Origin of the sequence: Oceanobacter sp. 5_MG-2023, from assembly GCF_030548165.1 — a bacterium.
GTDB lineage: Bacteria > Pseudomonadota > Gammaproteobacteria > Pseudomonadales > Oceanobacteraceae > Oceanobacter.
The window spans coordinates 22,857-48,034 of the sequence record NZ_JAUORS010000001.1; the positions used below are offsets into that span (position 1 = coordinate 22,857).

The following is a 25,178-nucleotide window of genomic DNA, read 5'->3' on the forward strand; positions in this document are numbered from 1 at the left end:
CAGAGACACGACAAAATCAGGCTTCGCTGTCGGCTTTGCGTACCGCTCGCGGGAGGCGGGGTTGCGCCCACCGCTACCGGCGATGACCGCCGGGCAAACTTTTTTATGCCTGGGCAGGCACCGACTGCTGTTCTGGCTCCAGCCAGTGCGTCAGCAGTAACAGCGCGATGCCCATCGCCATAACGGCGGTGGTCGTCAGCAACGCGGACTGATATTGGCCGGTAAGCATCATCACGTAACCGGTCATGGCCGGGGCCACCATTTGCGAGACGCTGTAGCTCAAGGTCAGCCCAGCCATGGCACCGGACGGGTTGTGCGGAAAACGGCGACCAATCAAGGTCAGTGTCAGGTTAACGATCCCGACAAAGGTGCCTCCCCAGAGGGCGGCGCTGATCAGATTAACCACCAGGTTGTCGCTGATGGCTGGCAGCAACATCGACAGCATTTGTAAACCATACGCCAGTAACAGCGCGGGAATTTGCCCGATCCGGTGAGCGACGTTGTCCCACAAAAACGTTGAAGGCGTCGCCGCCAATCCCACAATCACCCAGACCCAGGCACCGTTACCCGACAACAAGGGCAAGGCTTCCAGAATATCGACAATAAAGGTCGCGCCGACCACATAACCACAACCGGCACAAAAATAAGCCGCCGCCATCAATACCAGCCAACGCCGGGAGCTGGCAGCTACAGGGGCATGACTGGCGGTCTGGCCAATCGGCAATACTTCCGGACGTGGCATCCAGCACCAGGCCGGTATAAAAAACAGCAGCCCCAACAGCCCCAGACCGATCCATTGTTGCTCCCAGCTTAACCAGTTGCCCATCAGGCTGACGCTGATCCCGGAGACGATAATACCCAGCCCGGCACCGGTAAAATGCAACCCCAGTCGTGGCCGGTGACGATGCCGAATCAGCCAGTTCAGCACCAGCCCGGAGGCCAGCAACATCCCGGCAATACCCGACAGCCCGCCAATAAACCGCAACAGCATCCAGACGATGGCGTTGGTGACAAACCCCATGGCCAGAGTACTGGCCAGCGCCAGTATCAGGCACAGCCGGTAGAGGCGATAGCGGCGCAACGGGTCTTTGATCAGCATCGCCATCAGCGTGCCCGTGGTGTAGCCGATATAAATAAAGGTCGCCAGCCAGCCGCCGATCAAGGGCGACATGCCCGCTTCTTGCTGCATCACAGGTAACATCGGGGTATAGGCGAAACGCGCCAGGCCGACACTGAGAATCAATGCACACACCCCCGCAAAAACAACCCGGTATCGTTCTGCGTCGGTGGTAAGTGGTGTTTCATGATCCGATGATTGCACGGAGCCTCCGCCTTGATGACCAGCAAGATAACGGCATCACCCCGATGGTGGAAACCGCCCGCAGCGACAGCCAGCGCAACGGACTGGCCAGTATGGCGATGGAAGCCGTCATGGGCGAGAGGGTAAAAGTTGCATTATGAGCCATTCACCCGTCCTTGGCCGTTTGATAGCGCTTGGTGGGTGTCTCAACGAATCAGGTGTCCCGACGAATTATCCCGACGAATCCGAGGCCCGGATAAACCGATCCAGACTGCGATAACCGACCGCTTCCAGCAAATGCGGCCGCCCTATCAATTCGGCCCCATCCAGGTCGGCAATGGTGCGCGCCAGCTTGAGCATTCGGTGATAACCACGGGCGCTGAGATTGAGTTTTTCCACCGCCGCCAGAAACCAGGCGCTGTCGGTCTCCGTCAGTTGGCAAACCCGGTCACGCTCGTTGCCACTCAATTCTCCATTGCAGCAACCCTGCCGTTGTAACTGTCGTTGTCGGGCTGCCAGTACCCGTTGTTGTACCTCGGCGCTGCTTTCCCCCGGTGCCGACTGGTGCAGCAGCGCTGCCGGAATCGCGGGCACCTCGACATGCAGATCAATACGGTCGAGCAAGGGGCCGGATGCCTGGCCCTGATAACGCCGTACCTGTTCTTCGTTGCAGCGGCAGCGGCCAGACGGATCACCAAAATAGCCACACGGACAGGGATTCATTGCCGCCACCAGCTGAAACCGGGCCGGAAAGGTAACGCTGCGCTGGGCACGGCTGATCACAATTCGGCCACTTTCCAGCGGCTCGCGTAATACATCCAGCACCTTGCGGCTGTATTCAGGCAACTCGTCGAGGAACAAAACGCCGCCGTGGGCCAGTGAGATTTCACCCGGTCGCGGGTTGCCGCCACCGCCGACCAGCGCCACCCCGGACGCCGTATGGTGCGGTGCCCGGAACGGCCGTTGACGCCAGCGTTCCAGCCAGTCTTCTCCCGACGTTGAGATGGAGTAAACCGAGGCCGATACCAGCGCATCTTCCTCGTTCATTGGTGGCAGAATGCCGGGCAAACGGCTGGCCAGCATGGTTTTGCCGGTGCCCGGCGGGCCGATAAACAACAGGTTGTGTTGCCCGGCGGCGGCGATTTCCAGTGCCCGGCGGGCTTGCGGCTGTCCCCGGACATCAGCCAGATCCGGAACATCCAGCAGCCCTCCGCTACCTCCTGGCGTCGGCAAGACGTCCGTCAGGACTCCCTTGCCAAGCAGATAATTAACCACCTCTGTTAACGAGCGAGCCGTCAGCGCCCGGCCGGTATGAGTCAGCGCCACTTCACCGACATTGCCGTCACTGAGCACCAGCGTTCTTTGTGCCTGTCCGCATTGCACCGCACTGGGCAAAGCGCCACTGATCGGTCGCAATTCACCGTTCAGTGCCAGTTCGCCCAGAAATTCATGGTTGGCCAGTGCGGCCGCAGGAATCTGCCCGGATGCCGCCAGAATGCCCAGCGCAATGGCCAGATCAAACCGCCCGCCGTCTTTGGGTAAATCGGCGGGTGCCAGATTAATCGTGATACGTTTGGAGGGAAATTCGTAATCGCAGGTGAGCAGGGCACTGCGGACCCTGTCCTTGCTTTCTCTTACCGCCGCTTCCGGCATACCAACAAGACTGAGTGATGGCAGTCCACCCGACAGGTGCACTTCGACCCGAACTTCGGGAGACTCTACGCCCAACTGGGCGCGGGTAAATACCGACGCAAATGACATACGCGTTCCTTGCCTGTCAGATAGAGACGTCAAAGACTAGCGCGAGTGCAACCAGGGGAACAACCTCGGACGTCAAAAAATGCCATGGTCTGACCGGCATTGACAGCAAACAGCCAAGCTTAAATCAACAACCGTATAGAACAGTACAGGCAGGATGACAATGAACGGTATAAATTCGATATTATCAACCGTGCCTGATGAACCGTGCCTGGTGTGCAGGTTTATCCATCCAGCACTATGCTTGATGACTTGATATCCCGATCCCAGCGTTCACGCCCGACCTGTTGCCCAATCACCAGCCAACGCACCACCCCGGAGAAAGTTATGCAGCCCCGACGTTTATCCCTTTATTTGATCACGCTGGTCGCTGCCATCGCTTCCCTGCCGGGCTGCGGTATCAGTGAAGACAGCACAACGAGTACTGACACAGGAACAGATACAGCCACCTATGCGGTCAGTGGTACCGTCAGTGCTGCCAGCAATACGGCGGTCGATAGTGACATCAACGATATCTACGCCGATTACAGCAGCAATAATTCGCTCGAGACTGCACAGGCCATCACCAACCTGGTGACAGTCCATGGCTTTGTTACCCGTTATGGGACCCGTGGCGCGGTATCGGGAGAGTCTTCACTGGAGCGTTTCAGTAACAGCGGCGACCAGAACGACTATTACAGCGTCAGCCTGCAAGCCGGCCAGCGTATTGTTGTCCATGTGGTCGATGACAACAGCAACGACAGTGCCTACTACAACGGGGATGTGGACCTCCAGCTGATTGATGAAAACGGCGATAACGTTGCCTCCTCCATCACAACATCAACCTACGAGACCCTGACGGTACCCGAAAGCGGCGACTACTATATTCGTGTGTATGCCTATTCCGGCACCAGTAAATATGTGATGTCGATAGCCACTTCGTCGACGTCGACCGGAGCCAGCACCGCCATCGGTAATGATTTTGTCAGTGGCCAGATGCTGATCCAGATGCAGCCAGACAGCCAGCTTTCCGCCAGTAACCTGATCAGCAACAAACTGCCCAGCAGTGGCCTCAAGACCTTGTCGACCAGCACCGAGGGCAAGCAACGTCCGGCGCTGATGAATTTTGATGCTTCCGACAGCAGCGTTATGACGCTCGCAGCCAACGCTTCGCAGCACCCGGCCGAAAGTGGCAACTACCAGGAAAAATTTGCCACTCTGATGGCGGTCAAACAGGTCGCTGAACAGGATGATGTCTTACTGGCCGAGCCAAACTACTGGCGCACCGCCTTCGCGACGCCAACCGACCCTCGCTACAACGAACAATGGCACTACACCGCCATCGACCTGCCGCTGGCATGGGAGCTGACCACTGGCGAACGCAGCGATGGCATCGATGTGATTGTTGCCGTCGTGGATACCGGCGTCTATCTCAGTCACAGCGATCTGAGCGATCAGCTGACCAGCGACGGCTACGATTTTATTTCCTCAAGCAGCAATTCGAACGACGGCGATGGCATCGACAACGACCCGGATGATCCCGGCGATAGCACCACCACCGGGTTCAGCTCCTGGCACGGCACTCATGTCGCCGGTACGCTGGCCGCAGCGACCAATAACGACCTCGGTGTCGCCGGTATTGCCTGGGATGCCAAGGTCATGCCGATCCGGGCACTGGGCCTTGAAGGCGGTACCAGCTACGATATTCTGCAAGGGATGTATTACGCCGCCGGGCTCAGTAACGACAGCGGCACCGTGCCAGACCAGACCGCCGATATTATCAATCTCAGCCTTGGTGGCAGCAGTTATTCAGTGGCAGAGCAAAGCGCCATCACTACCATTCATGATGCTGGCGTTATTATTGTGGCCGCCTCGGGCAATGATGGCAGCTCCAGCGTGAGCTACCCCGCCGGTTACGACAATGTGATCGCTGTCGGTGCCACCAATGCCGACGATGACATTACCTATTATTCCAATTATGGCAGCCACCTCGACCTCGCGGCACCTGGCGGTAACATTAATCAGGACCTCAACAACGACGGCTACCAGGACGGTATCCTCAGCACTCTGGTCAACGACAGCACTGGCAGCCGCCGAAGCAGCTACGGTTATTACAACGGTACTTCCATGGCGACCCCACACGTTGCAGGTGTGATCGCCCTGATGAAAGCTGTTTATCCGGATTTGAGCCCTGACACGCTCGATACCCTGATCAGCAGCGGCAGTATCAGTGATGACCTTGGTGACAGTGGCCACGACAACTACTTTGGTTATGGCCGCATCAATGCCCTGAAAGCCGTCAACGCCGCCTGGGAACTGGCCAACAATGGCGTCGTCTCGCTCCCGGCCTTGCTGCAGACCAGCCCGTCAGTACTGGTGATTGGTACGGACGACAGCGCCAGCTTTACCCTGTCCAATGTTGGTGGTGGCGAACCCAATATCACCAGCGTCAGCGCCACCAGCAGCTGGCTGACCGTGACTCCGGACAGTGTTGATGATCAGGGCTTTGGCAGTTACCTGGTGAGCGTAACGCGCACAGACCTCGCCGACGGCTACTACACCGACAAGATCACCATCACCAGCGATACCGGCAGCAGTACGACGTTAACGGCCAATATGACCGTTGGTACCGTCACCGGGGATGGCGAGCTGACCATTCAATACGTGCTGTTTCTCGACAGCAGCGGCGAGGTGATCGAAGAAGCCATCACCAACAGCGATGGCAGTTTCTCGGCCAACGTCAGCGCAGGGGATTATCTGCTGTACGCCGGTTCGGATGTGGATGTCGACTACGTTATTTGTACCGATGGCGAAACCTGTGGTGCCTATCCAACCCTCAACAACCCGGAAACCGTGACCGTGAGTGATAGCCCGGTGAGCGGACTGGCCATGACGGTATCGATTCAGGCTCCGACCGTGACCAGCACCAGCACCGACAGTACCAGCACCGACAGCACCAGCTCGGCATCCACCTTGCTGCAACGCAGCAGCAGCCCGGCCCGTCAGCGATCCCTCACGCTCCCGTGAGAGCAGCGCAACCGCAGAGGCCCTGTCCTCTGCGGTTGGCGGTTGGCGGTTGGCGGTTGGCGGTTGGCGGTTGGCGGTTGGCGGTTGGCAGGCTTTATGGCTGTTGCGGTATTCCAGTAACCCCAGGTACAGCCCGCGTTGCCACGCCAGAACGTGGCAACGCAAGGCCGACTACACAGCCAATGCTACCTTGACCATCTCTGCCAACGGTGTGGTCGGACGTCCAATCAGTTGACTCAGGGTTTTGCTGTCATCAAACAACCCGCCTTTTGATGCGCCAGTATCCGACTCCGCCAGCAGGGTCGCGATATAATCGGGCAGACCAGCCCCCATCAGGGCCGCAGCGTAGTCTGCTTCGGGCATATTCTGATACACAATGGTCTTACCAGTCTGGGTTGCAATCTCACTCGCCAGCGCGGTCAGCGTGTAGGCATTATCACCCGCCAATTCATAGACCTTGCCTGCCTGCGACGCAGCGGATGTCAACACAGCAGCGGCAGCAGCGGCGTAATCCGCTCGTGCTGCCGAGGCAATACGCCCCTCCCCGGCACACCCGAAGACTGCGCCGTGCTCCAGTGCCGTCGGCACGCTGGCGGTATAGTTTTCGGTGTACCAGCCATTACGCAGTAACACATACGGCACATTGGACTCGGCCAACGCCTGCTCGGTCTGCTGGTGCTCCAGAGCCAGCGGTAACGGTGACTCGGCAGCATGCAGAATACTGGTGTACGCCAGTAATCCAACCCCTGCCGCCTGTGCAGCAGCAATCACATTCTGGTGCTGGGGGAAACGCTGCCCCACTTCGCTGGAAGAAATCAGCAGTACCTTGTCAGCACCTTCAAACGCCGCTGTCAGTGCCGCTGGCTGGCTATAATCTGCCGCTTTCACGACCACCCCCAGAGCTGCCAGGTCGGCCACTTTTTCAGGGTTGCGTACCGCCGCCACAATCTCTGCCGCAGGCAGTGTTTGCAGCAATGCGTCGATCACCAGACGGCCCAGCTGGCCAGATGCACCTGTTACAACAATCATGATTATTCCTCTTTTTTGGTTGGCGATTATTCATCGAGTGACAACAGGCTAGCCCCAATGCTAACTTTAAGTAAGTACCAACAAAAAGGTAAGTATGGAAATACATCATGACAAATACAGAACCGAGCACCTCTATCGACCAGGATCTCCCCCTTACCGAACAGTTAAGAACCGGCAACCTGTTCGCCAGCCCTTGCCCGTCAAGGGATGTACTCAAACACGTGTGTAGCCGCTGGGGGGTGTTGATACTGATCTCCCTGCGCGATGGAACACACCGGTTCAGTGAACTCCGCAAACGCATCGGGGGCGTCAGTGAAAAAATGCTGGCCCAGAGCCTGCAGGCACTGGAGCAGGATGGCTTTATTGAACGGATTGCCTATCCGGTGGTACCGCCTCATGTAGAATACAGCCTGACAACCAGCGGCGAAGAAATCGCACGCCTGGTGGCCACGCTGGCCGACTGGATCGAAGTGAATATGTCGCAAATTACCGCAGCACAACAGCAACACCAGAGCCGCCAGATCACCACTGACGAGAGTTCACGATGAACAAACGCCTGCTCATTATATATACCGGCGGCACCATTGGCATGGCGCTGGGGGAACAGGGTTACCACCCGGTCACAGGCTTTGGCGACCAACTGGGGCAATACCTGCCTGCCCATTGTTATCCGGCATTACCACTCTATGACGTACTGGAACTGGACACCCTGATCGACAGCGCCAATCTGACGCCGGCCGACTGGCTCCGGATCGCTCGGCCGCTGCAACAACACTGGCAGCAATACGACGGTTTTGTAATCTTGCACGGCACCGACACCATGGCTTATACCGCCTCTGCCCTGTCGTTTATGCTGGATGCCATCAACAAACCGGTGGTTATTACCGGCTCTCAGATTCCTTTGGTTGAAACCGATAGCGACGGCGTGGATAACCTCTGCCACAGTCTGTTACTGGCCGCCTCGGATGCCTTGCCGGAGGTTTATATTTGTTTCCATGGCCGGATTTTACGGGGCAACCGCAGTGTAAAGGTCAGCGCCACCGCCATGGCGGCCTTTGATTCCCCCAATTATCCCTGGCTGGGCACCGTCTCTTGTAGCGATAACGAGAACCAGGGTACCAGCACCGGCTGTCAATTTTCTCCGGCATCAGCACTTGTATCAGCACCGCTATCAACCTCTGGCATAACACCCTCAGCCACCCCGTTACCGCTCCACAAACCAACAGGGCCAACAGCACAGTCCTTGCCAGAATTTCAGCCCGACGCTGTTACGGTGCTGACGCTGTACCCCGGAATCAGCGCCGGGATGGTTCAGGCCGTTGTGGATTGTCCGGCGGTAAAAGCCGTGATCTTACGCAGTTACGGCATGGGAAATCCCCCCGACAATAATCAGGCTCTGATCGATGCACTGGCAGACGCCAGCCAGCGCGGTGTGGTGATTCTGAACCTGAGTCAGTGCCAGCATGGTCGAGTGATCCAGGGCACCTACGCCACCGGGGCAACACTCAATCGCATTGGGGTGATCAGTGGTGCCGATCTGACGCTGGAAGCGGCCTTTGCCAAATTACACTGGCTGCTGGCAAGCGGTTGCAGTGCCGACACCATTCGAGCTCACATCGCGGTTGCCATTTGCGGTGAATGTAGCGAAGCCTGAACCCCTGTGAACTGACGGGGTACTGGTCAATCACCAGGTATCCCGGCCCTTATGCTTGATACAGGCACAGTCCTCTCGATCCTCTTAACAGATAGCCCGGTTTGCAATCAAAGTGATCGAACGATCAGTTCATCAAACCGTCCTCCATGCAATAAAAACCACACGGTTTTATACGAACATAGATCAATAAATGACATATGTGGCCATTTTTGAACACTTGATCACTATCTTCGTCATACCGATCGCAGCTGCTCCATGCCATTTCTGTCCGACTCGCCATGGCGCCTGACCAGCGTGTAAAGCTCACTGTTTTTAATGAACTTGTATAGGGACCCAGCATGATCTCTCTGACCATCAATGGCACACCACAACAGCTGGAGGTAGCGGCCGATACGCCGATTCTCTGGGTGTTGCGCGATACATTACAAATGACAGGCACACGGTTTGGTTGTGGCATGGCGCTGTGTGGCGCTTGCACCGTCCATCTCGATGGTAACCCGATTCGATCCTGCGCAACGCCGGTCAGCTACGCGGCGGGCAAACACATCACTACCATCGAAGCGATGGAAAATGATGCCGTTGGCCAACGAGTGCAGGATGCCTGGATGGACGAAGCCGTTGCCCAGTGTGGCTACTGCCAGTGTGGTCAGATCATGAGTGCGGTAGCCTTGCTGAAGTCCAACCCCAAGCCCACCGACAAGGACATCACCAATGCCATGAACGGCAATATCTGCCGCTGCGGCACTTACCCGCGTATTCGCAAGGCCATTCACCGTGCAGCGTTATACACGGAGGTAAAGGCATGAGCACCTCAACCACAACCGACCCGTTATTGCTCGCCAATGTCAGTCGTCGAGGTTTACTCAAAGGTCTGGGAGCCGCTGGTGCACTGGTACTCGCTGCCCGCTGGGATCTGGCCGTTGCAGCCGAGGACGAGGCCCCAAAATACGGTGCCGATGCCATGCCTCATGGCTGGGTCGACAACCCCAATGTGTTTATCAGCATCGCTGTGGACGGCTCAGTCACTATCATTAACCACCGGGCCGAAATGGGTCAGGGTATCCGCACCAGTCTGGTGATGGTAATTGCAGATGAAATGGGCGCTGACTGGTCCTCTGTCAAAGTTATGCAAGCCGATGCCGACGAAGCCCGTTACGGCAACCAGAATACCGATGGCTCACGCTCCATGCGCCACTTTTTTGAGCCGCTGCGCCTCTGTGGTGCTGCCGCCCGTACCATGCTGGAACAGGCCGCCGCACAACATTGGCAAGTCCCGGTCAGCGACTGCACGACCACCGTCCATCAGGTAATTCATACCCCGAGCGGCCGAGCATTGTCGTTTGGTGAGCTGGCAACCACGGCCTCTGAGCTGCCGGTTCCGGAGCGCCAGTTCCTGCGCTTGAAAACCCGGGAGCAGTGGCGCTACATCAACAAACAACCCGATCAGTTGCCACCGGGCACTACGGAAAAAGCCGGTCAGCCAATGGCCATTGATGGCCGCGATATTGTCTCTGGCAAAGCCATTTACGGTGCCGATGTTATCCTCGACAACATGCTGTTTGCGGTGATTGCCCGACCACCGGTATACGGTGCCAGTATCCAATCAGTCGACGATAGCGCCGCCTTACAGGTGCCCGGCGTGGTCAAAGTCGTGCAGCTACCCACCGCCAGCATCGCTTCGGCCTTTTCGCCATTGGGTGGTGTGGCCGTCATCGCAAACAGCACCTGGGCGGCACTCAGTGGCCGCAAGGCGCTGACGATCACCTGGGACAACAGCAGCGCCGGTGATAATGCCGCTTACGACTCCGTTGCCTTCAAAGCAGCGATGGAAGCCGAGTCATTAAAACCCGGCAAAGTCGTCCGTACCCAAGGAGATATCCAGCAAGCACTGAACAGTGCCGACCAGCGCTTTGAAGCCAGCTATTATTCGCCGCATATGGCGCAAGCTCCGATGGAACCACCTGTTGCCATTGCCCACATCAAGGACGGTCGGGTCGAAGCCTGGGGGCCGGTTCAAAACCCGCAAGCGGCCCGTGATGGCCTTGCCAAACGTTTGTCTCTGGAAGCTGACAACGTCACCGTACACGCCACCTTGCTGGGTGGGGGCTTTGGCCGCAAAGCCAAGCCGGATTTCGTTTTTGAAGCCGCCGACCTGTCGCAAATCATGGACGGCCGTCCAGTCCGGGTGCAGTGGAGCCGGGAAGACGACTTGCACCACAGCTTTTTCCATACGGTATCGGTCGACCGACTCGAAGCCTCATTTAACAAAGAGAGCGAGGTCACTGGCTGGTTACATCGCTCGTTGTCACCCAGCATCAAGTCACTGTTTGGCCCCGATAGCGGCCACATGTCCGATATTGAGCTGGCCATGGGTGTGCGCAATATGCCGTTTGATATTCCGGCGATCCAGCAAGAAACCGGCGAAGCCATGGCCCACGTGCGTATTGGCTGGTTCCGCTCGGTGTATAACATCCCCCATGCTTTTGCGATCCAGAGCTTTGTTGCCGAGCTGGCTCATAAAGCCGGTAAGGATCACCGTGACTTTTTGCTGGAGTTGTTAGGGCCAGACCGTCAGATTGACCCGCGCAATCAGAATGAACCCTGGAACTACCGTGAAGACCCGATACGCTACCCGATCGATACTGCCCGCTACCGCGATGTCATCAAAACCGCAACCCGTAAAGCCAACTGGCCTGGTGGCACCCGTATTGCGGCACGCCGCGCCTTGGGGCTGGCGGTGCACCACAGCTTTATGTCGTACGCGGCGGTCGTGATGGATGTTGAGGTCAGCGAACAGGGTGAAGTCATCATTCACCGCGTCGATATCGCCTTTGACTGTGGCCCACAGGTCAATCCGGAGCGGATTCGTTCGCAGCTGGAAGGCGCCTGTGCCATGGGGGTCGGCATTGCCATGATGACGCAAATCACCGCCGGTGACGGCAAGGTACAACAGGATAATTTCCACAATTATCTGGTGCCTCGCCACAGTCAGGTGCCGAAAGAGATTCACATCCATGCGGTGAATGACCGCCTCGATGTGCCTATTGGCGGTGCCGGTGAACCTGGCGTACCACCGATTGCTCCGGCCTTGTGTAACGCCATTTTTGCCGCAACAGGCCAACGTATTCGCACCTTGCCAATTGCTGGCCAGCTGCGTACCGGCAACAGCTGAGGCGGCGCTTAATACCATGGTGATGCCGTATCTTGATCAACAGGTAGTGGCGCAGGCGCTGGACTGGTTACACAGCGGTGAACCTGTCTGGCTCTGTACCGTGTTATCAACCTTTGGCTCGTCGCCACGAGAGCCAGGGGCGATGATGACAGCCCGTATCAATACCACCCAACGGACCGAGCATCTCGGTTCGTTATCGGGTGGTTGTGTTGAAGAGGACTTTCTTGAACGTTTGTTCGATGGTGAGTTTACGCAACCGGCGACTGTACTGACCTACGGTGCCGGTGCTCAGGCTCATGCCAGCGCTACGAATACCAACGCGACTAATGCCAGTGCTGGAACCGAAGCCAAAGTCCAGTTGCCCTGTGGTGGCACCCTGCTGGTACTGGTCGAACACTGGCAACCCGATAACCCCCATACTCTGGCCCATGCTCAGGCGATGCTGGCGTGTTTGTCTGGTAGCCATCAAGCCATTCGTGAAGTGTGCCTGGACGCTGCCCGACCACCCGCTCTGACGCCTATTCCGGACACCCAATCAACTCCGGATACCCACTTAACTCCCCTCCTAACTATGGACACCCATCGCTGTATCACGCCGCCGCCAGCAATGGTCGGCCGGGTGCAACAGCTCGACCAGCTCATACGCCTCCACATCGGCCCAAGCTCGCGCCTGATTATTGCCGGGTTATCCAGCGTCGCCCATTGCTGCGCTGAATTTGCGGTCGCACTGGGTTATGAAGTGATTGTCTGTGAACCACGGGAAGAAGAACGCCTCGGTTTTCAGCTGCCGGGGGTTATCCTAGACACCCGTATGCCATCGGCGTTTATCCGCCAGGCCGGGCAGTGTCATGCCGCCACTGCGGTGGTGGCGATGACACACGACCCTCGTATTGATGACCTCGCCATGATGGCGGCGGTCAAAACCCCGGCTTTTTATATTGGGGTAATGGGTTCCCGCCGCACCTCTGATGCCCGCGCCGCCCGGCTGATGCGCTCAGGTGGCTTGAGCAGCCAACAGGTGGAACGCTTGCATATGCCCATCGGCTTGGCGCTGGGCAGCAAAACTCCGGCTGAAATCGCCCTGGCGGTGATGGCCGATGTGGTGCGAGTGCAAAAAGGCCAGTCCCGTGACCAGCTCTGACCCAGCGGCCGTGCTCGGAGTGGTCATGGCTGCTGGTTACTCCCGCCGCTTTGGCGCGGAAGACAAACGCATGGCCTACTGGCCCATCACCGGCAGAACCTTGCTGGGCGAGACCCTCCACCAGCTGCAACAGGCATTAGCCAACCTGGTGGTGGTGATTCGGCCGGAAGACTCACCCCAAGCGCTGGGGATTCCTGGCGCTTGTCAGATCATCCATGCCCCCCATGCCGCACAAGGTCTGGGGGCCAGTATCGCCGATGCGCTGGACGTCATTCAGAGATCCGGCCAATGGCAGCAATCACACAGCCTCGCCCTGATGCTGGGGGATATGCCGACGCTGCAACCCGCCTCGGTGCGCCAGTTGCTGCCGTATGCCAGCGAGAAACAGATTGTGCGGCCGATCTATCAGGGCCAGCCGGGTCACCCGGTGGTGTTTGGTCGTGACTATTGGCCAGCGCTGCAGCAGTTATCCGCAGACAATGGCGCTCGGCAGGTGCTGCAGCACCATCAACAGCAGGTTCGCCGGGTTGTCGTAGCAGACCCCGGGGTGGTTCACGATATCGACACTGCAGCCGCATTAACCGCAGCCTTCACCGCAGAAAATCCGGCACCACGGTCATGAACCGCAGAATGATACGGAGCACGACAGAACACACTATTTGCCACAAAGCGGCATCTGACCGAATGGAATACACCTTTTTGCCGCAGTACCCCTGCCGTCCTGTTTTCTTGTGGGCGGTTATTGCATAGTCCTATCCGGTTATTATTTACCGCTTGTTCATCTCCACTTTGCAGGAGCATCACACCATGTCCAGCCTGTTCGACACCATCCAGATGGGTGATCTGGCACTCAACAACCGTATCGTTATGTCACCCCTGACCCGCTGTCGAGCACCAGGCCGTATCGCCAACGCCCTGATGGTCGAGTACTACCGCCAGCGGGCCAGCGCCGGGCTGATCATCAGCGAAGCCACCGCCATTTTGCCCATGGGGGTCGGCTATCCGGACACCCCGGGGATCTGGTCGGATGAGCAGGTCAAGGCCTGGCAACCCATTACCGAGGCCGTACATCAGGCAGGCGGTAAAATAGTTTGCCAGCTGTGGCATGTCGGACGGGTATCGCACCCGCATTATTTGAATGGTGAAACGCCGGTATCTTCCAGCGCCGTCGCCTTGCGCAGCCACGTGCGATTACTGCGGCCCCAGGTCGATTACCCGGTACCGCGGGCACTGGAAATCAATGAAATTCCCGCCATTATCGAGGCCTACCGGACAGCCGCCCAAAACGCCAAAGCCGCCGGGTTTGATGGTGTCGAATTACATGGAGCCAACGGCTATCTGCCGGATCAGTTCCTGCAGTCCAGCACCAACCAGCGCACCGATGCCTATGGCGGCTCGATTGAGCACCGCGCCCGCTTTATGCTCGAAGCCACCGATGCCCTGATTTCGGTATGGGGAGCCAGCCGCGTAGGGGTTCACTTGTCGCCCGGATGCGACACCCAGGATATGGGCGATGACGACCCGGCAGCCACTTTTGGTTATCTGGTTGATGCCCTCAACCAGCGGGATATTGCTTTTATTTTCAGCCGCGAAGACCTCAACCAGACCGATGCTCTGACTCCCCAACTACGCAAACGCTTCAACGGCACCTGGATTGGCAATATGAACCTCAGCCCGGATAGCGCCAGCCAATTACTGGCCGACAACACGGTTGATGCTGTCGCCTTTGGCCGTGACTACATTGCTACCCCGGATCTGGTGGAGCGGTTACGCAACGGCAGCGCCTTGAACGAAGGGGACCACAACACCTATTACAGCCCCGGCAGTGCCGGTTATACCGATTACCCGACACTGGATACCGCGGACTGACGATTAACTGGCCCGATGCACGGTCGATAATAACGACGCAGCACCCACAAACATCACCGCAAAGCTGCGATTTAACAAACGCTGCTGACGCGGTGATTGCAAGTAACGTAATACTTTCGCAGCCAGGCCGGTGTAAATAGCCATCACCACCAGATCTACCGCCACCATGGTGATCAGCATAACGCCATACTGAAGTGGTAAAGCCGCCTCTGTATTCAGGAACTGCGGCAACACCGCCAGTATAAATACGATGGCTTTGGGGTTACTCATATTCACCAAAAAACCTTTCAGAACCAGTCTGGCTGGTGATTCACGCCGGGTGTCCCGGGCATGCTCCACCTCGTCATCCAGATTTGCCGGAGTGGCGTGCCATTGCAGCCAGCCCAGATAGACCAGATAGCCCACCCCAAACCACTTGATGAACTCAAAGGCCCAGGCAGACGTCGCCAGCACCGCACCAACGCCAGCCACTACCACCCCGATTTGTACAACCAGCGCCAGCTGTAACCCAATCACATTCCAGTAACCGTAACGAAACCCATACTGCAAGCCGCTCGACATCGACGCCACTGCCCCGGCGCCAGGAGAAAAACTGATCACCCAACAGGCAGTAAAAAACGTTAGCCAAATATCCAGTGCCATAACAACCTCTCAAACAAAATAACAAGCAAAACAGCCAGCCCAGACACAGAGTCCCTGCCCAGGTGACAAGACAACCCACGGGGTGCAGGATGATGACGCCAACGATCGTCGAGTGGTAGCATATCCCGTCCCGGAACAACACGCGCCAGCGCCCGCACCCCCCGCTGACACGGCTTATTGCACAGGGTAACCATCATTGGAATGTCTTTTACAGGCAATACGGCAGCACGAAGCAGAACTCAGGGCTTTTTTACAGCAACGAGTCACCGACAAAACGATCGCAGATGACCTGCTGCAAGAAGTACTGCTGCGTACACTGCAACAAGGTGCCAGGTTCTGCGCCGTACAACAGCCCCGTGCCTGGATGTTTCGTGTTGCCCGCAACGTCATTATTGATAATCATCGCCGACAACATCCACTGAGCGAGTTGCCGGAAGATATACCACAGCCGGACTCGACCCCGGAGCTGGATGATATCGATCTGCTCTCGGAATGTCTGAGCCGTAATCTCGCCCGTCTGAATACCACAGACAGGGAGATACTGGAATATTGCGACCTCAATAACCAGACGGTGAAATCCTACGCCACCAGCGCAGGGATCAGCCTGTCGGCAGCCAAGGCCCGCCTGTTACGCGCACGCCAGCGACTGCGTCACTCGCTGGTTGAACACTGTCATGTCCAGTTTGATGAACAGGGCAAGGTTTGCAGCCATCGTCGGCCGTCGTCCTCCAACTGACGGCATCCGGCTTGAGCCAGAAGCCACAATCTGACCGCGGCATGATCCATAAGATATCAACCATAAACAGTTATAAAAAAAACCTGCATCCTTTTGCTGGCCCATGCGTCTTCAGTAACAGACACACGCAAGAGAGCGCACGATGTTCCAGATATTCACCGATTTCGCCAGCTGGTTGATCTACGACCTGCTGGGCTTCCTGCCCGAGACCAAACTCGGGGATGCGTTACATTTCTTTGTCGAAGACGTCAGCAAGATCTTTGCACTCTTGCTGGTGCTGATTTACATCATCGCCCTGTTACGCGCCTCGCTGAATGTCGAGCAAGTGCGTGATTATCTGGCGGGCAAAAATCGCGGCATTGGCTATCTGCTGGGTTCCGGCTTTGGAGCGATTACCCCGTTCTGCTCCTGTTCCAGTATTCCCGTGTTTCTCGGCTTTACCTCCGCCGGTATTCCGGTCGGGATTACCATGTCGTTTCTGATTACCTCCCCGCTGATCAACGAAGTCGCGGTTCTGTTACTGCTCAGCCTGCTGGGCTGGAAATTCACCGTCCTTTACGTCGTGGTTGGCATGATTGTGGGTATGCTCGGCGGGCTGTTTCTCGACAGCATCCGCGCCGAACGCTGGCTGCAGTCCTTTGCTGCCAAAGCGCTGGCAAATGGCCGCGCCCAGCAAACCGGCAACGACAACTCAGCTGAAGTTCAAGTCATGTCATTCCATGACCGCCACCTGTTCGCCAAAACCGAGACCCTGGAGATTTTTGCCCGAGTCTGGAAATGGGTGATTATCGGTGTCGGTCTGGGCGCTGCGCTGCACGGTTTTGTCCCCGATGGCTGGATCGAACAGCACCTCGGCGCTGGCCAATGGTGGACAGTGCCTGCCGCCGTGCTGGTTGGCATTCCATTATATTCCAACGCCACCGGCGTCATTCCGGTGATGGAAAGCCTGATCACCAACGGCTTGCCGATTGGCACAACCCTGGCGTTTTGCATGAGCACCGTGGCTGCCAGTTTCCCCGAATTTGTATTACTCAAACAGGTCATGCAGTGGCGCTTGCTGGCGATTCTGTTCGCTATGTTGCTGGTGTCTTTTACTGTCATTGGCTGGATTTTTAACAGTGTGTTATTTCTTTTATAAAAGAGGTTGTCGATGAAAAACATCAAAGTACTGGGCACCGGCTGTGCCAAATGCAAAAACACCGTACAAGTGCTGGCAGACAGCGCCCAGGCGCTGGGAATAGAGGTCAAGATTGAGAAAATTGAAGACCTGCCACAGATTATGGCTTATGGCGTTATGTCGACCCCTGCGGTCGTTATCGACGAAACAGTCGTACACAAAGGTGGCGTACCCACTCAAGACCAGGCCACCCAGTGGCTGCAGGGCTAACCGCCATCAAGGCCTGCCACGCATCACAGCCTATCTGATGGGTTCACCAACCCCAGATTAACGGCCTTGAGCGTGGCTTCGGCACGGTGACTGACCTGCAGAAACCAACTCCTGTGTCAGTTCACCTTCCTGAATAGCATCCATATAGATAGATACCAGCGCGCGCAACCAGCCAGCTCAATGCATAAGCCAGCGCATTCAGCATGGTGATTTTACCAGCACCATTGTTACCAACCAGAACCATCACGTTGGACGACCGTTTTTCTGTCGGGGCTAACGGAATATCCAGCAGCTCGAAGCTGCCCAATGTTGCGTAAATGTTACCCGCCGATTACCAGAGTCAGCGGCTGCATCCGGGCTTTCCAGTGAGCAATGGATTAATATCCGTCATCAACATTGTCTGTTGTCAGGGAAATACCCTGATCCCTTAACCACTGAATGCCTTTTGCCGTGGTCTGATAGGCCTGCTCTGGGTGGTTCACTACCTCGGGGAATCGGTAATCAATCAGTCCTTCTTTTTCCCTGAGTTCTCTCAGGTGATTATGTTTGAGAGACCGTTCTTCACGACTCAGTAGCTGAGCCAGTTCGTCTGCTTTATAGGGACGCAAGCCACATAGCCAGACAAGAATAAGCCAAAGTTTGTCTTTTCTTGCTTTTGGAGAAAGTTGTTTGATTTTCCCCTGAAGTGCTTCAGCCAGATCCAACTCACTTGTATTTGCCTCGAGGTCACTTGTATTTGCCTCGAGGTCACTTGTATTTGCCTCGAGGTCACTTGTATTTGCCGCTTCCTGACTTCCAAATAGAGACAATTCATCAGCATCAGATGTCCAATCAGCCAGCTGATAATAGGTTGCTGGTCCTGCGCCTCCCTTCACCAACAAGCAATGCTGATGATGCAACCTACCTAGCACCTGACTGGCCGCCAATGTATCCAGCCCGGTTACAGCACGCAGACCAGCGTTATCGACCGCACCGGTTTCCTTCGCCAGAATCAGGGCTCTGGCTTCATCATTCGTCAGTTGCAGCTGTTTGAACTGGCTAAGCCACGCCAGCTGGTCTTCACCCAACAGGTGATGCAGCAGGTATGTAGCCTGAAACTCATTGGCAATCACATGGCTGGAGAATACCGGAGCTGTCAATCCAACCTGCTGCAGCAGATTACGCATGGTACGAATCCCGGAGCCTTTGGTCTCCGCAAAACTCAGATCGTATAACACGGCAGCAATCACAGGGTTTCTCAGCTTTGAACCCATTTCACCTAACATGGCTTCTGGTTTGAGTGAATATCCTGCGTTACGGATGTCGATACGGTTACTGTAGCGCACCACCAGAATGGGCTGCTGCACCTGATAATCCCGATGCATCAGGGCGTTTACTACGGCTTCCCGAACAACCTTTTGCGGTAACAGTGGCTGATCACTGCGCTGGGTACTGCCTTCCGGTAGACGAAAGTGTTTGGGCAGATCATCCAGAATGGCGGCTTCCAGTTTGGGAATCAGACGCAGCAAGGGTTCACGCAGATCCAGTGTAGTCTGAAACCGCTGTTCCGGGTCTTCAACCCATTGAACGCCACTGCTGCGAACGTAATCAACCCGCACCGACGGCAACAAGCGGCGCAGTGCCAACGGTTTTCCCATCATTAACAAACCTGCCACATTCGGCAGCCACTCGCCGTTTTGTTTCTTGACCAGATTCAGTGCCCGCAGCATCTCTTGATCGTTAGCCTGTAACTCCTCAGCATAAGGACGCACACGCGCACGCAACTGGCGATACAGTGCAATTACATCCGGATCGAGGTCATCCCATTCGGCATCAGGCAGAATTACCTGCTCAAAACCCAAGCCACTTTTGGCCAGCAGTAAAGGTTCCAGCTCGGACTGGGTACATTCGTAATCGCCGTTCAGACCGCGCCGCCAGACACCGGTTTTGCGCTTGTTCTTGCTATCGAATTTACCCTTGAAAGTACTGGGTTTGGCTGCTGGCTCCAACTCGGGCACAAAGACCAGAATCAAGGTTTTTCCTTCAAGCTGAACAGCTTCTGCAGACACCGGGATACTCTGCTCAAACTGTTCACGGCAGTTGTTTTGCAACTGCCCTAACAGCTGATCGGTATTGCTGACACCGCACACATAAAACCGGTCGTGCTGTTGGTCTGGCTCCGATACCCCTAACAGCAGGTAACCTCCACCCAGGCCCGGCTCGTTAGCAAAGGCGCAGATAGTTTGCATCACGGAACTGCCAATGTCCGAGCCGCGCTTGGCTTCAATACGCGTGCATTCATCCAGCAGTTGCAGCTGCTCCAGTAACTCTTCAGCAGTAAATTCGTTCATGTGTAATCCGTCTCCCTGTTACTGGGTTTTTACCCACCGCTTGTCCGTTAACCACTCGGCACCCGGGATTTTCCGAAAAGTAGCGAAGGGCTGACTGTCGTACCGGGTTGGTGCCCTCTACACCACCCCTATCACTCCACCGTCACGCTTTTGGCCAGGTTCCTCGGCTGGTCGACGTCGGTGCCTTTGATAATGGCGACGTGGTAGCTGAGCAGTTGCAGTGGCAGGGTGTAGACAATCGGGGCGATCAGGTCGTCGCAGGCGGGCATCGACAGTACGATCATGTTGTCGGCGGGGGTGATTTCGGTGGCTTGTCCGGCAAAGACGTAGAGTTCGCCGCCCCGGGCGCGGACTTCTTCGATGTTGGATTTGAGTTTTTCGACCAGGTCGTTATGGGGCGCTACCACCACAATGGGCATTTCGGCGTCGATCAGTGCCAACGGGCCGTGTTTGAGTTCTCCGGCGGCGTAGGCTTCGGCGTGGATGTAGGAAATTTCCTTGAGTTTGAGCGCGCCTTCCATGGCAATGGGGTATTGGTCGCCACGGCCAAGGAACAGGGCGTTGTGTTTGTCGGCGAAGCGTTCGGCCAGTTGTTCGATCTGGTCGTTCATTTTCAGTGCTTGCTGGATCAGTCCTGGCAGTTGGGCCAGGGCGGTGGCGATGCGCTGCTGAATGGCATCGGCATCGGGGTGTTGTTGTGCCAGCCCGGCGGTGAGCAGTAACAATGCGGTGAGCTGGGTGGTAAAGGCTTTGGTGGAGGCAACGCCAATTTCGGCACCGGCGCGGGTCATCAGTGCCATATCGGATTCACGCACCAGCGAGGAGCCGGGTACGTTGCAAATGGAGAGGGTTTTGCGAAACCCCAGTTGTTTGGCCAGTTTCAGTGCTGCCAGAGTATCTGCTGTTTCACCGCTCTGGGAGATGGTTACCAGCAAGGTGTTGGGTCTGACGACGGGCTGGCGATAGCGGAATTCGGAGGCGATTTCGACGTTGCAGCTGAGTCCGGCCAGGGCTTCGATCCAGTAGCGGGCAGTTACGCCAGCGTGGTAGCTGGTGCCGCAGGCGATGATCTGGACGTTGTCGATGTCACTGAGGTCACCCAGGGCTTCAAGGTTGAGCTGGCCGTTGTGCAGGCGTCCTTCGAGGGTGTTGGCGATGGCTTGGGGCTGCTCGTGGATTTCCTTGAGCATGTAGTGGCGATATTCGCCTTTGTCGCCGGCGTCGTGTTCGACTGAGGTTTCGCGGGTCTCTCGTTCAACGGCTTCGTTGTCGATGTTGAATATCTGCACACTCTGGCGGGTGATCTCGGCCACGTCGCCTTCTTCGAGAAAGGCAAATTTGCGGGTTACTGGTAGCAGTGCGAGCTGGTCGGAGGCGACGAAGTGTTCGCCAATCCCGAAACCAATCACCAGCGGGCTGCCGGAACGGGCAACGACCATGCGGTCGGGAGTGGCGCGGTTCACGGCGACCATGCCGTAAGCGCCTTCCAGGCGTTGGCGTACCTGTTTGACGGCGGCCAGCAAAGACTCGCCGGAGGTTACTGCTCGGGCGATCAGGTGGGCGATCACTTCGGTATCGGTCTGGGACTCAAAGTGGTAGCCGTCGGCTTGTAATTCCCGGCGCAGACTGGCGTGGTTTTCAATAATGCCGTTATGAACGACGGCAATATCCCCGGAGATATGGGGATGGGCGTTGGCTTCGGAGGGTTCGCCGTGGGTGGCCCAGCGTGTATGGGCAATGCCCAGTCCTCCGGGCAAGCCGGTTGCCGCGATGGCATTGGCCAGTTCCTGCACCTTGCCCAGTCGTCGCACCCGGGTCAGTGCCGGTGCCGGTTGGGTGGCGTCGAGAATGGCGACGCCAGCAGAGTCATAGCCCCGGTATTCGAGACGACGCAGGCCTTCCAGCAATATTTCGACTACATCCCGCTGGGCTACTGCTCCGACAATGCCACACATACCATATACTCCTGAAGATAATCCGACGCGCTGAACTGGAAGGCGAAAGATTACCACACTCCGCTATATTCGCTGTGTCAGGTTCGTCTGGAATACCAGTATCCGGGCGCTGGTTCTGGTGCGTGAGGGCCACGCGAAGAAGAGGAGAAAGCATGGTGATGGTGGTTGATCGGGGAGCACCGCGCACCAGCGGCTATTCTGCCGGTGCGCGGGTTGTTATCAGTTACGGTTATTTGGCGCTGCGTTCTTTTTCGACCAGATAATCCACAACGGATGTCATTTTATCCTGGCCACCGGCAGTACTGGCAGACACAACGTATTTACCTTGTACAATCAATGCCGGTACACCGCTGATGTTGAATGAGCGGATACGTTTGTCACCCTGGCTCATGCGGGATTTGACGGCAAAGTTGTCGTACGCCTTGTCAAACTGGGCTGCGGTAATGCCGCCGTTTTTGACCAGAAAATCGCGTTGGTCGTCTTTATCCAGCAGGCGTTGTTTTTCCAGATTGATGGCTCGGAAAATCGGCGTGTGTACCTGGTCGAGAATACCCAGCACATCGGCTACATAGAACAACTGCGCGTGTGCAACCCAGGCACGACCGAACATGGCAGGAACGCGGGTAAATTCAACATCTGCAGGCAAGGTGCTTTCCCATTTGCCCAGAAAGCTGTCCAGGTGGAAGCAGTGTGGGCAGCCATACCAGAAGGCTTCTTCCACGTGGACTTTGCCATCGGCCATAACCGGCACAGGCTCGGCCAAAACGTCGTAATGCACTCCGGCTTCGTATTCTGCCGCCAAAGTGAGTGAGCTAATCAACAGCAGGGGTACTGCTATCCATTGTTTGATCAGCGAAAGCATAGAAATCTCCAGTCAGGGTTAAAGTCGCGATTCAGATTTGCCAATTAGGTGCGATTTTGAACAAAGGTTCAACTACTGTCTGGCAAAGCAGGATATTCATTCCGCCGTTGGCGTTTTTTGCTCAGATGGCCTGCTGTGGTTCCCCAACCCAGGCGCAGAAAAAAAGCGGCCGAAGCCGCTTTTTTTCGTTAGCATGCTTAACGCAGGCCCTGAATATAGGACGAGACCGCTTCGATTTCAGAATCGTGCAATCGGTATGAGGTAGCTCGCATCATACGGCTGTCACCGTCGTTGGTACGGGCACCGGAGCTGAAATCATGCAGCTGTTTGGAGATATAGGCCTCATGCTGACCTGACAGCATGGGGAAGGCTGCCAGTTCGATGCCCTTGCCGCTTGGGCCGTGGCACGCCATACAGGCTGGTACGCCTTTTTCTTCGATGCCGGCGCGGTAGATTTTTTCGCCCAGTTCAACCAGTTCTTCTTTGGCTCCGCCACCGCTAGGTGCCTGGGAGTTGAAGTAAGCGGCCAGGTCGGCAATGTCGTTGTCGCTCAGTCCGGCAACAAAGGCTGTCATTTCAAGCACCTGACGACGTCCATCACGAATATCCTGGAGCTGCTTGGCAAGGTACACCTTGCCCTGCCCAGCCAGTTTGGGGAATGTTGGCACCATGCTGTTACCGTCTGCCCCGTGGCAAGCAGCACAGGTAGCAGATTTTGCTTTGCCGGCATCGGCATCGCCCTGGTAGGCGGAGGCCGCTTCACCAGCTTGGGCCGCGGACATCAGTCCGGCTGAAACAATCAGGCTAATCAACAGGTTTTTCATCGTCAGATCCAGTTAGTAAGTTAATTCTTGTCGTCGCAGTCGACGTTTGTCACTGCTGCTTTATTTGGGCGTCGACATGTAAGTAATCAGCGCTTTATAGTCTTCTGCGGAACAATCCATGCAAAGTCCGCGTGGAGGCATGGCATTAAAACCGTTGGTTACGTGGCTTACCAGTGTATCCATACCTTTTTCCAATCGAGGAGCCCAGGCTGCCGCATCAAAAGCGGTAGGTGAGCCGATCATTGGCGCAACTTGTGGAGCATGGCACGCTCCACAAGAGGTATTGTATTTGGCTTCCGCATCAAATGCGTTAACGTTGGCAGACATGGCGGCAGCTGATACCGCAAGCAGGGTCAGAAGTTTGGTCATTGTGACGTTCTCTCTCATCAGTCGTTATAATATCAGGCTAATTTTTTACTCTGCTCGGCGTGCATCAGAGACTCCGCCCGGAATGTTACACCCTGTGCTAGACTGGCTGCGCCATTCAAAGGCCCAGCATTATATATCATCAAAAACCGGACGGTCATTACGTTTACCCTATGCCAAATCAGGATTCATTGACTTACACCAAGACCAACTACCTTCGTAGCGCCGCCACATTGAGCCAATGCCCTGGCGAAATCACGCGTGAAGTCGCCTTTGCAGGCCGCTCCAATGCAGGGAAATCCAGTGCACTCAACCGGCTGACGGGGCAGAAAAAACTGGCCCGAACCAGTAAAACACCCGGTCGAACCCAGCTGATCAACTATTTTCAGCTTGGTGAACTGCCGCTGGCCCTGGTTGACTTGCCAGGCTATGGCTATGCCAAGGTGCCTATTGGCGTCAAAAATGCTTGGCAAAAAGAGCTCGGCAACTATTTGCAAAAACGCGAAGCGCTGGTCGGCCTGGTACTACTAATGGATATACGTCATCCACTGACCGATTACGACCAGCGCATGCTGGAATGGGCCAATGATAACGGTATGCCTCTCCATCTGGTACTGACAAAATCCGACAAACTCAAACGAGGGGCTGCCAAAAGCACGTTGCTAAAGGTCCAGCAAGCGGTACGTGACAGCTCAACAGATGTATCCGTGCAGATGTTTTCATCGCTGAATGGCGATGGACTGGAGGAATTGAAACGGCGTCTTAACCAGTGGTTCTTGCCACCGGGCGATACGGTTGGCGCTGATCCTGAAGATGATATCGACCCGGGCATTACTGACCTGCCTGCGGCTGCCCCAAACGATTCTGATTCCGGTGATGACTGAGCATCCAGATAGCCTGGCTGCACTCGGAAACGGTTGATCTGAGTCACATCTCACTGTAAACGCAGTATGGTGGCGGCCAGTAACCGCACTATCTGTGTGCTTATGCAGTACAGTGGGACAGTTCCCCGCACGGAATACTGGAACAGGCGACTGGTTTCCAGTCTTCGGTCATTCCTCCAGAATCCGAAGTTGACCCGGTCGTGATTTCCATAACGCCCGGGTCTTTTTTACCATCTCCCAGAACCTCTGGCCGCCAGGCTGGA

Annotated in this window: 23 protein-coding genes; 13 read left to right on the plus strand and 10 right to left on the minus strand. The window is 56.3% G+C overall.

The window, feature by feature from the left end:
* Nucleotides 1-103 precede the first annotated feature (103 nt).
* Complete coding sequence (locus tag Q4551_RS00125; protein ID WP_303431061.1) at nt 104-1,321, minus strand: YbfB/YjiJ family MFS transporter; 1,218 nt, start codon at nt 1,319-1,321, stop codon at nt 104-106.
* Here Q4551_RS00125 and Q4551_RS00130 point away from each other — a divergent pair.
* Nucleotides 1,312-1,461, plus strand: a complete 150-nt coding sequence (locus Q4551_RS00130) for a hypothetical protein (protein WP_303431062.1) — start codon at nt 1,312-1,314, stop codon at nt 1,459-1,461. The two genes, Q4551_RS00125 and Q4551_RS00130, sit on opposite strands and share 10 nt — an antisense overlap.
* A gap of 70 nt (nt 1,462-1,531) precedes the next feature.
* Here the strand turns inward: Q4551_RS00130 and Q4551_RS00135 are convergent, their stop codons facing one another.
* Nucleotides 1,532-3,061, minus strand: a complete 1,530-nt coding sequence (locus Q4551_RS00135; RefSeq protein WP_303431063.1) for a YifB family Mg chelatase-like AAA ATPase — start codon at nt 3,059-3,061, stop codon at nt 1,532-1,534.
* 324 nt (nt 3,062-3,385) lie between these two features.
* On the opposite strand from Q4551_RS00135, the gene Q4551_RS00140 reads away from it, so the two are divergent.
* Nucleotides 3,386-6,064 carry a S8 family serine peptidase gene (locus Q4551_RS00140; RefSeq protein ID WP_303431064.1) on the plus strand — a complete coding sequence of 893 codons (2,679 nt, stop codon included), beginning with the start codon at nt 3,386-3,388 and terminating at the stop codon, nt 6,062-6,064.
* Between the two features lie 171 nt (nt 6,065-6,235).
* On the opposite strand, the gene Q4551_RS00145 is transcribed toward Q4551_RS00140, so the two are convergent.
* Nucleotides 6,236-7,093, minus strand: a complete 858-nt coding sequence (locus tag Q4551_RS00145; protein WP_303431065.1) for an SDR family oxidoreductase — start codon at nt 7,091-7,093, stop codon at nt 6,236-6,238.
* 107 nt (nt 7,094-7,200) lie between these two features.
* Between Q4551_RS00145 and Q4551_RS00150 the strand changes: the two genes are divergently transcribed.
* The 7 genes from Q4551_RS00150 to Q4551_RS00180 all read left to right on the plus strand — a co-directional run bounded on the left by Q4551_RS00150 (nt 7,201) and on the right by Q4551_RS00180 (nt 14,929).
* Nucleotides 7,201-7,641 (plus strand): helix-turn-helix domain-containing protein, encoded by a 441-nt coding sequence (locus Q4551_RS00150; RefSeq protein ID WP_303431066.1) that lies wholly within the window; start codon nt 7,201-7,203, stop codon nt 7,639-7,641.
* Nucleotides 7,638-8,747 (plus strand): asparaginase domain-containing protein, encoded by a 1,110-nt coding sequence (locus Q4551_RS00155; RefSeq protein WP_303431068.1) that lies wholly within the window; start codon nt 7,638-7,640, stop codon nt 8,745-8,747. The genes Q4551_RS00150 and Q4551_RS00155 overlap by 4 nt, the downstream gene beginning before the upstream one ends.
* A 338-nt stretch (nt 8,748-9,085) precedes the next feature.
* Complete coding sequence (locus tag Q4551_RS00160; protein ID WP_303431070.1) at nt 9,086-9,553, plus strand: (2Fe-2S)-binding protein; 468 nt, start codon at nt 9,086-9,088, stop codon at nt 9,551-9,553.
* The gene (locus tag Q4551_RS00165) at nt 9,550-11,919 is read left to right on the plus strand and encodes a molybdopterin cofactor-binding domain-containing protein (RefSeq protein ID WP_303431072.1); all 2,370 of its coding nucleotides are present in this window, start codon (nt 9,550-9,552) and stop codon (nt 11,917-11,919) included. The genes Q4551_RS00160 and Q4551_RS00165 overlap by 4 nt, the downstream gene beginning before the upstream one ends.
* A 16-nt stretch (nt 11,920-11,935) precedes the next feature.
* The gene (locus Q4551_RS00170; RefSeq protein ID WP_368501338.1) at nt 11,936-13,060 is read left to right on the plus strand and encodes an XdhC family protein; all 1,125 of its coding nucleotides are present in this window, start codon (nt 11,936-11,938) and stop codon (nt 13,058-13,060) included.
* A gap of 25 nt (nt 13,061-13,085) precedes the next feature.
* Nucleotides 13,086-13,682, plus strand: a complete 597-nt coding sequence (locus Q4551_RS00175; RefSeq protein WP_303431074.1) for a nucleotidyltransferase family protein — start codon at nt 13,086-13,088, stop codon at nt 13,680-13,682.
* 185 nt (nt 13,683-13,867) lie between these two features.
* The gene (locus tag Q4551_RS00180) at nt 13,868-14,929 is read left to right on the plus strand and encodes an alkene reductase (RefSeq protein WP_303431075.1); all 1,062 of its coding nucleotides are present in this window, start codon (nt 13,868-13,870) and stop codon (nt 14,927-14,929) included.
* A 3-nt stretch (nt 14,930-14,932) separates the two neighbouring features.
* On the opposite strand, the gene Q4551_RS00185 is transcribed toward Q4551_RS00180, so the two are convergent.
* The gene (locus Q4551_RS00185; RefSeq protein WP_303431076.1) at nt 14,933-15,571 is read right to left on the minus strand and encodes a LysE family transporter; all 639 of its coding nucleotides are present in this window, start codon (nt 15,569-15,571) and stop codon (nt 14,933-14,935) included.
* 196 nt (nt 15,572-15,767) lie between these two features.
* Between Q4551_RS00185 and Q4551_RS00190 the strand changes: the two genes are divergently transcribed.
* The 3 genes from Q4551_RS00190 (at nt 15,768) to Q4551_RS00200 (ending at nt 17,694) form a co-directional block, all read left to right on the plus strand.
* The gene (locus tag Q4551_RS00190) at nt 15,768-16,307 is read left to right on the plus strand and encodes a sigma-70 family RNA polymerase sigma factor (protein WP_303431077.1); all 540 of its coding nucleotides are present in this window, start codon (nt 15,768-15,770) and stop codon (nt 16,305-16,307) included.
* A 142-nt stretch (nt 16,308-16,449) separates the two neighbouring features.
* Nucleotides 16,450-17,445, plus strand: a complete 996-nt coding sequence (locus Q4551_RS00195) for a permease (protein ID WP_303431078.1) — start codon at nt 16,450-16,452, stop codon at nt 17,443-17,445.
* A gap of 12 nt (nt 17,446-17,457) precedes the next feature.
* Complete coding sequence (locus tag Q4551_RS00200; RefSeq protein ID WP_303431079.1) at nt 17,458-17,694, plus strand: thioredoxin family protein; 237 nt, start codon at nt 17,458-17,460, stop codon at nt 17,692-17,694.
* Nucleotides 17,695-17,815: 121 nt separating this feature from the next.
* On the opposite strand, the gene Q4551_RS16210 is transcribed toward Q4551_RS00200, so the two are convergent.
* The 6 genes from Q4551_RS16210 to Q4551_RS00225 all read right to left on the minus strand — a co-directional run bounded on the left by Q4551_RS16210 (nt 17,816) and on the right by Q4551_RS00225 (nt 24,034).
* Entirely contained in the window at nt 17,816-18,001 is a 186-nt protein-coding gene (locus Q4551_RS16210) for an ATP-binding protein (RefSeq protein WP_368501339.1), read from the minus strand.
* A 70-nt stretch (nt 18,002-18,071) separates the two neighbouring features.
* On the minus strand, nt 18,072-20,024 hold the full coding sequence (locus tag Q4551_RS00205) for an RNA-binding domain-containing protein (RefSeq protein WP_303431080.1): 1,953 nt from the start codon (nt 20,022-20,024) through the stop codon (nt 18,072-18,074).
* Nucleotides 20,025-20,155: 131 nt separating this feature from the next.
* Nucleotides 20,156-21,979 (minus strand): glutamine--fructose-6-phosphate transaminase (isomerizing), encoded by a 1,824-nt coding sequence (gene glmS / locus Q4551_RS00210; protein WP_303431081.1) that lies wholly within the window; start codon nt 21,977-21,979, stop codon nt 20,156-20,158.
* A gap of 229 nt (nt 21,980-22,208) precedes the next feature.
* The gene (locus tag Q4551_RS00215) at nt 22,209-22,841 is read right to left on the minus strand and encodes a thiol:disulfide interchange protein DsbA/DsbL (protein ID WP_303431082.1); all 633 of its coding nucleotides are present in this window, start codon (nt 22,839-22,841) and stop codon (nt 22,209-22,211) included.
* 197 nt (nt 22,842-23,038) lie between these two features.
* On the minus strand, nt 23,039-23,665 hold the full coding sequence (locus Q4551_RS00220) for a cytochrome c (protein WP_303431083.1): 627 nt from the start codon (nt 23,663-23,665) through the stop codon (nt 23,039-23,041).
* A gap of 60 nt (nt 23,666-23,725) precedes the next feature.
* Nucleotides 23,726-24,034, minus strand: a complete 309-nt coding sequence (locus Q4551_RS00225; RefSeq protein WP_303431084.1) for a cytochrome c5 family protein — start codon at nt 24,032-24,034, stop codon at nt 23,726-23,728.
* 170 nt (nt 24,035-24,204) lie between these two features.
* Here Q4551_RS00225 and yihA point away from each other — a divergent pair, with 170 nt between their 5' ends.
* Nucleotides 24,205-24,915: a ribosome biogenesis GTP-binding protein YihA/YsxC gene (yihA, locus tag Q4551_RS00230; protein WP_303431085.1), complete on the plus strand. Its 711-nt coding sequence runs from the start codon at nt 24,205-24,207 to the stop codon at nt 24,913-24,915.
* Nucleotides 24,916-25,178: the final 263 nt, after the last annotated feature.

Excerpts from the sequence above, each read along its gene's own strand:
- yihA (WP_303431085.1), top strand. The coding sequence starts at position 24,205 with ATGCCAAATCAGGATTCATTGACTTACACCAAGACCAACTACCTTCGT.
- Q4551_RS00180 (WP_303431075.1), top strand. The coding sequence starts at position 13,868 with ATGTCCAGCCTGTTCGACACCATCCAGATGGGTGATCTGGCACTCAAC.
- Q4551_RS00160 (WP_303431070.1), top strand. The coding sequence starts at position 9,086 with ATGATCTCTCTGACCATCAATGGCACACCACAACAGCTGGAGGTAGCG.
- Q4551_RS00195 (WP_303431078.1), top strand. The coding sequence starts at position 16,450 with ATGTTCCAGATATTCACCGATTTCGCCAGCTGGTTGATCTACGACCTG.
- Q4551_RS00165 (WP_303431072.1), top strand. The coding sequence starts at position 9,550 with ATGAGCACCTCAACCACAACCGACCCGTTATTGCTCGCCAATGTCAGT.
- Q4551_RS00145 (WP_303431065.1), bottom strand. The coding sequence starts at position 7,093 with ATGATTGTTGTAACAGGTGCATCTGGCCAGCTGGGCCGTCTGGTGATC.
- Q4551_RS00215 (WP_303431082.1), bottom strand. The coding sequence starts at position 22,841 with ATGCTTTCGCTGATCAAACAATGGATAGCAGTACCCCTGCTGTTGATT.
- Q4551_RS00185 (WP_303431076.1), bottom strand. The coding sequence starts at position 15,571 with ATGGCACTGGATATTTGGCTAACGTTTTTTACTGCCTGTTGGGTGATC.
- Q4551_RS00150 (WP_303431066.1), top strand. The coding sequence starts at position 7,201 with ATGACAAATACAGAACCGAGCACCTCTATCGACCAGGATCTCCCCCTT.
- Q4551_RS00220 (WP_303431083.1), bottom strand. The coding sequence starts at position 23,665 with ATGAAAAACCTGTTGATTAGCCTGATTGTTTCAGCCGGACTGATGTCC.
- Q4551_RS00225 (WP_303431084.1), bottom strand. The coding sequence starts at position 24,034 with ATGACCAAACTTCTGACCCTGCTTGCGGTATCAGCTGCCGCCATGTCT.
- Q4551_RS00175 (WP_303431074.1), top strand. The coding sequence starts at position 13,086 with ATGGCTGCTGGTTACTCCCGCCGCTTTGGCGCGGAAGACAAACGCATG.
- Q4551_RS00135 (WP_303431063.1), bottom strand. The coding sequence starts at position 3,061 with ATGTCATTTGCGTCGGTATTTACCCGCGCCCAGTTGGGCGTAGAGTCT.
- Q4551_RS00155 (WP_303431068.1), top strand. The coding sequence starts at position 7,638 with ATGAACAAACGCCTGCTCATTATATATACCGGCGGCACCATTGGCATG.
- Q4551_RS00140 (WP_303431064.1), top strand. The coding sequence starts at position 3,386 with ATGCAGCCCCGACGTTTATCCCTTTATTTGATCACGCTGGTCGCTGCC.
- Q4551_RS00200 (WP_303431079.1), top strand. The coding sequence starts at position 17,458 with ATGAAAAACATCAAAGTACTGGGCACCGGCTGTGCCAAATGCAAAAAC.
- Q4551_RS00170 (WP_368501338.1), top strand. The coding sequence starts at position 11,936 with ATGGTGATGCCGTATCTTGATCAACAGGTAGTGGCGCAGGCGCTGGAC.
- glmS (WP_303431081.1), bottom strand. The coding sequence starts at position 21,979 with ATGTGTGGCATTGTCGGAGCAGTAGCCCAGCGGGATGTAGTCGAAATA.
- Q4551_RS00205 (WP_303431080.1), bottom strand. The coding sequence starts at position 20,024 with ATGAACGAATTTACTGCTGAAGAGTTACTGGAGCAGCTGCAACTGCTG.
- Q4551_RS00130 (WP_303431062.1), top strand. The coding sequence starts at position 1,312 with ATGATTGCACGGAGCCTCCGCCTTGATGACCAGCAAGATAACGGCATC.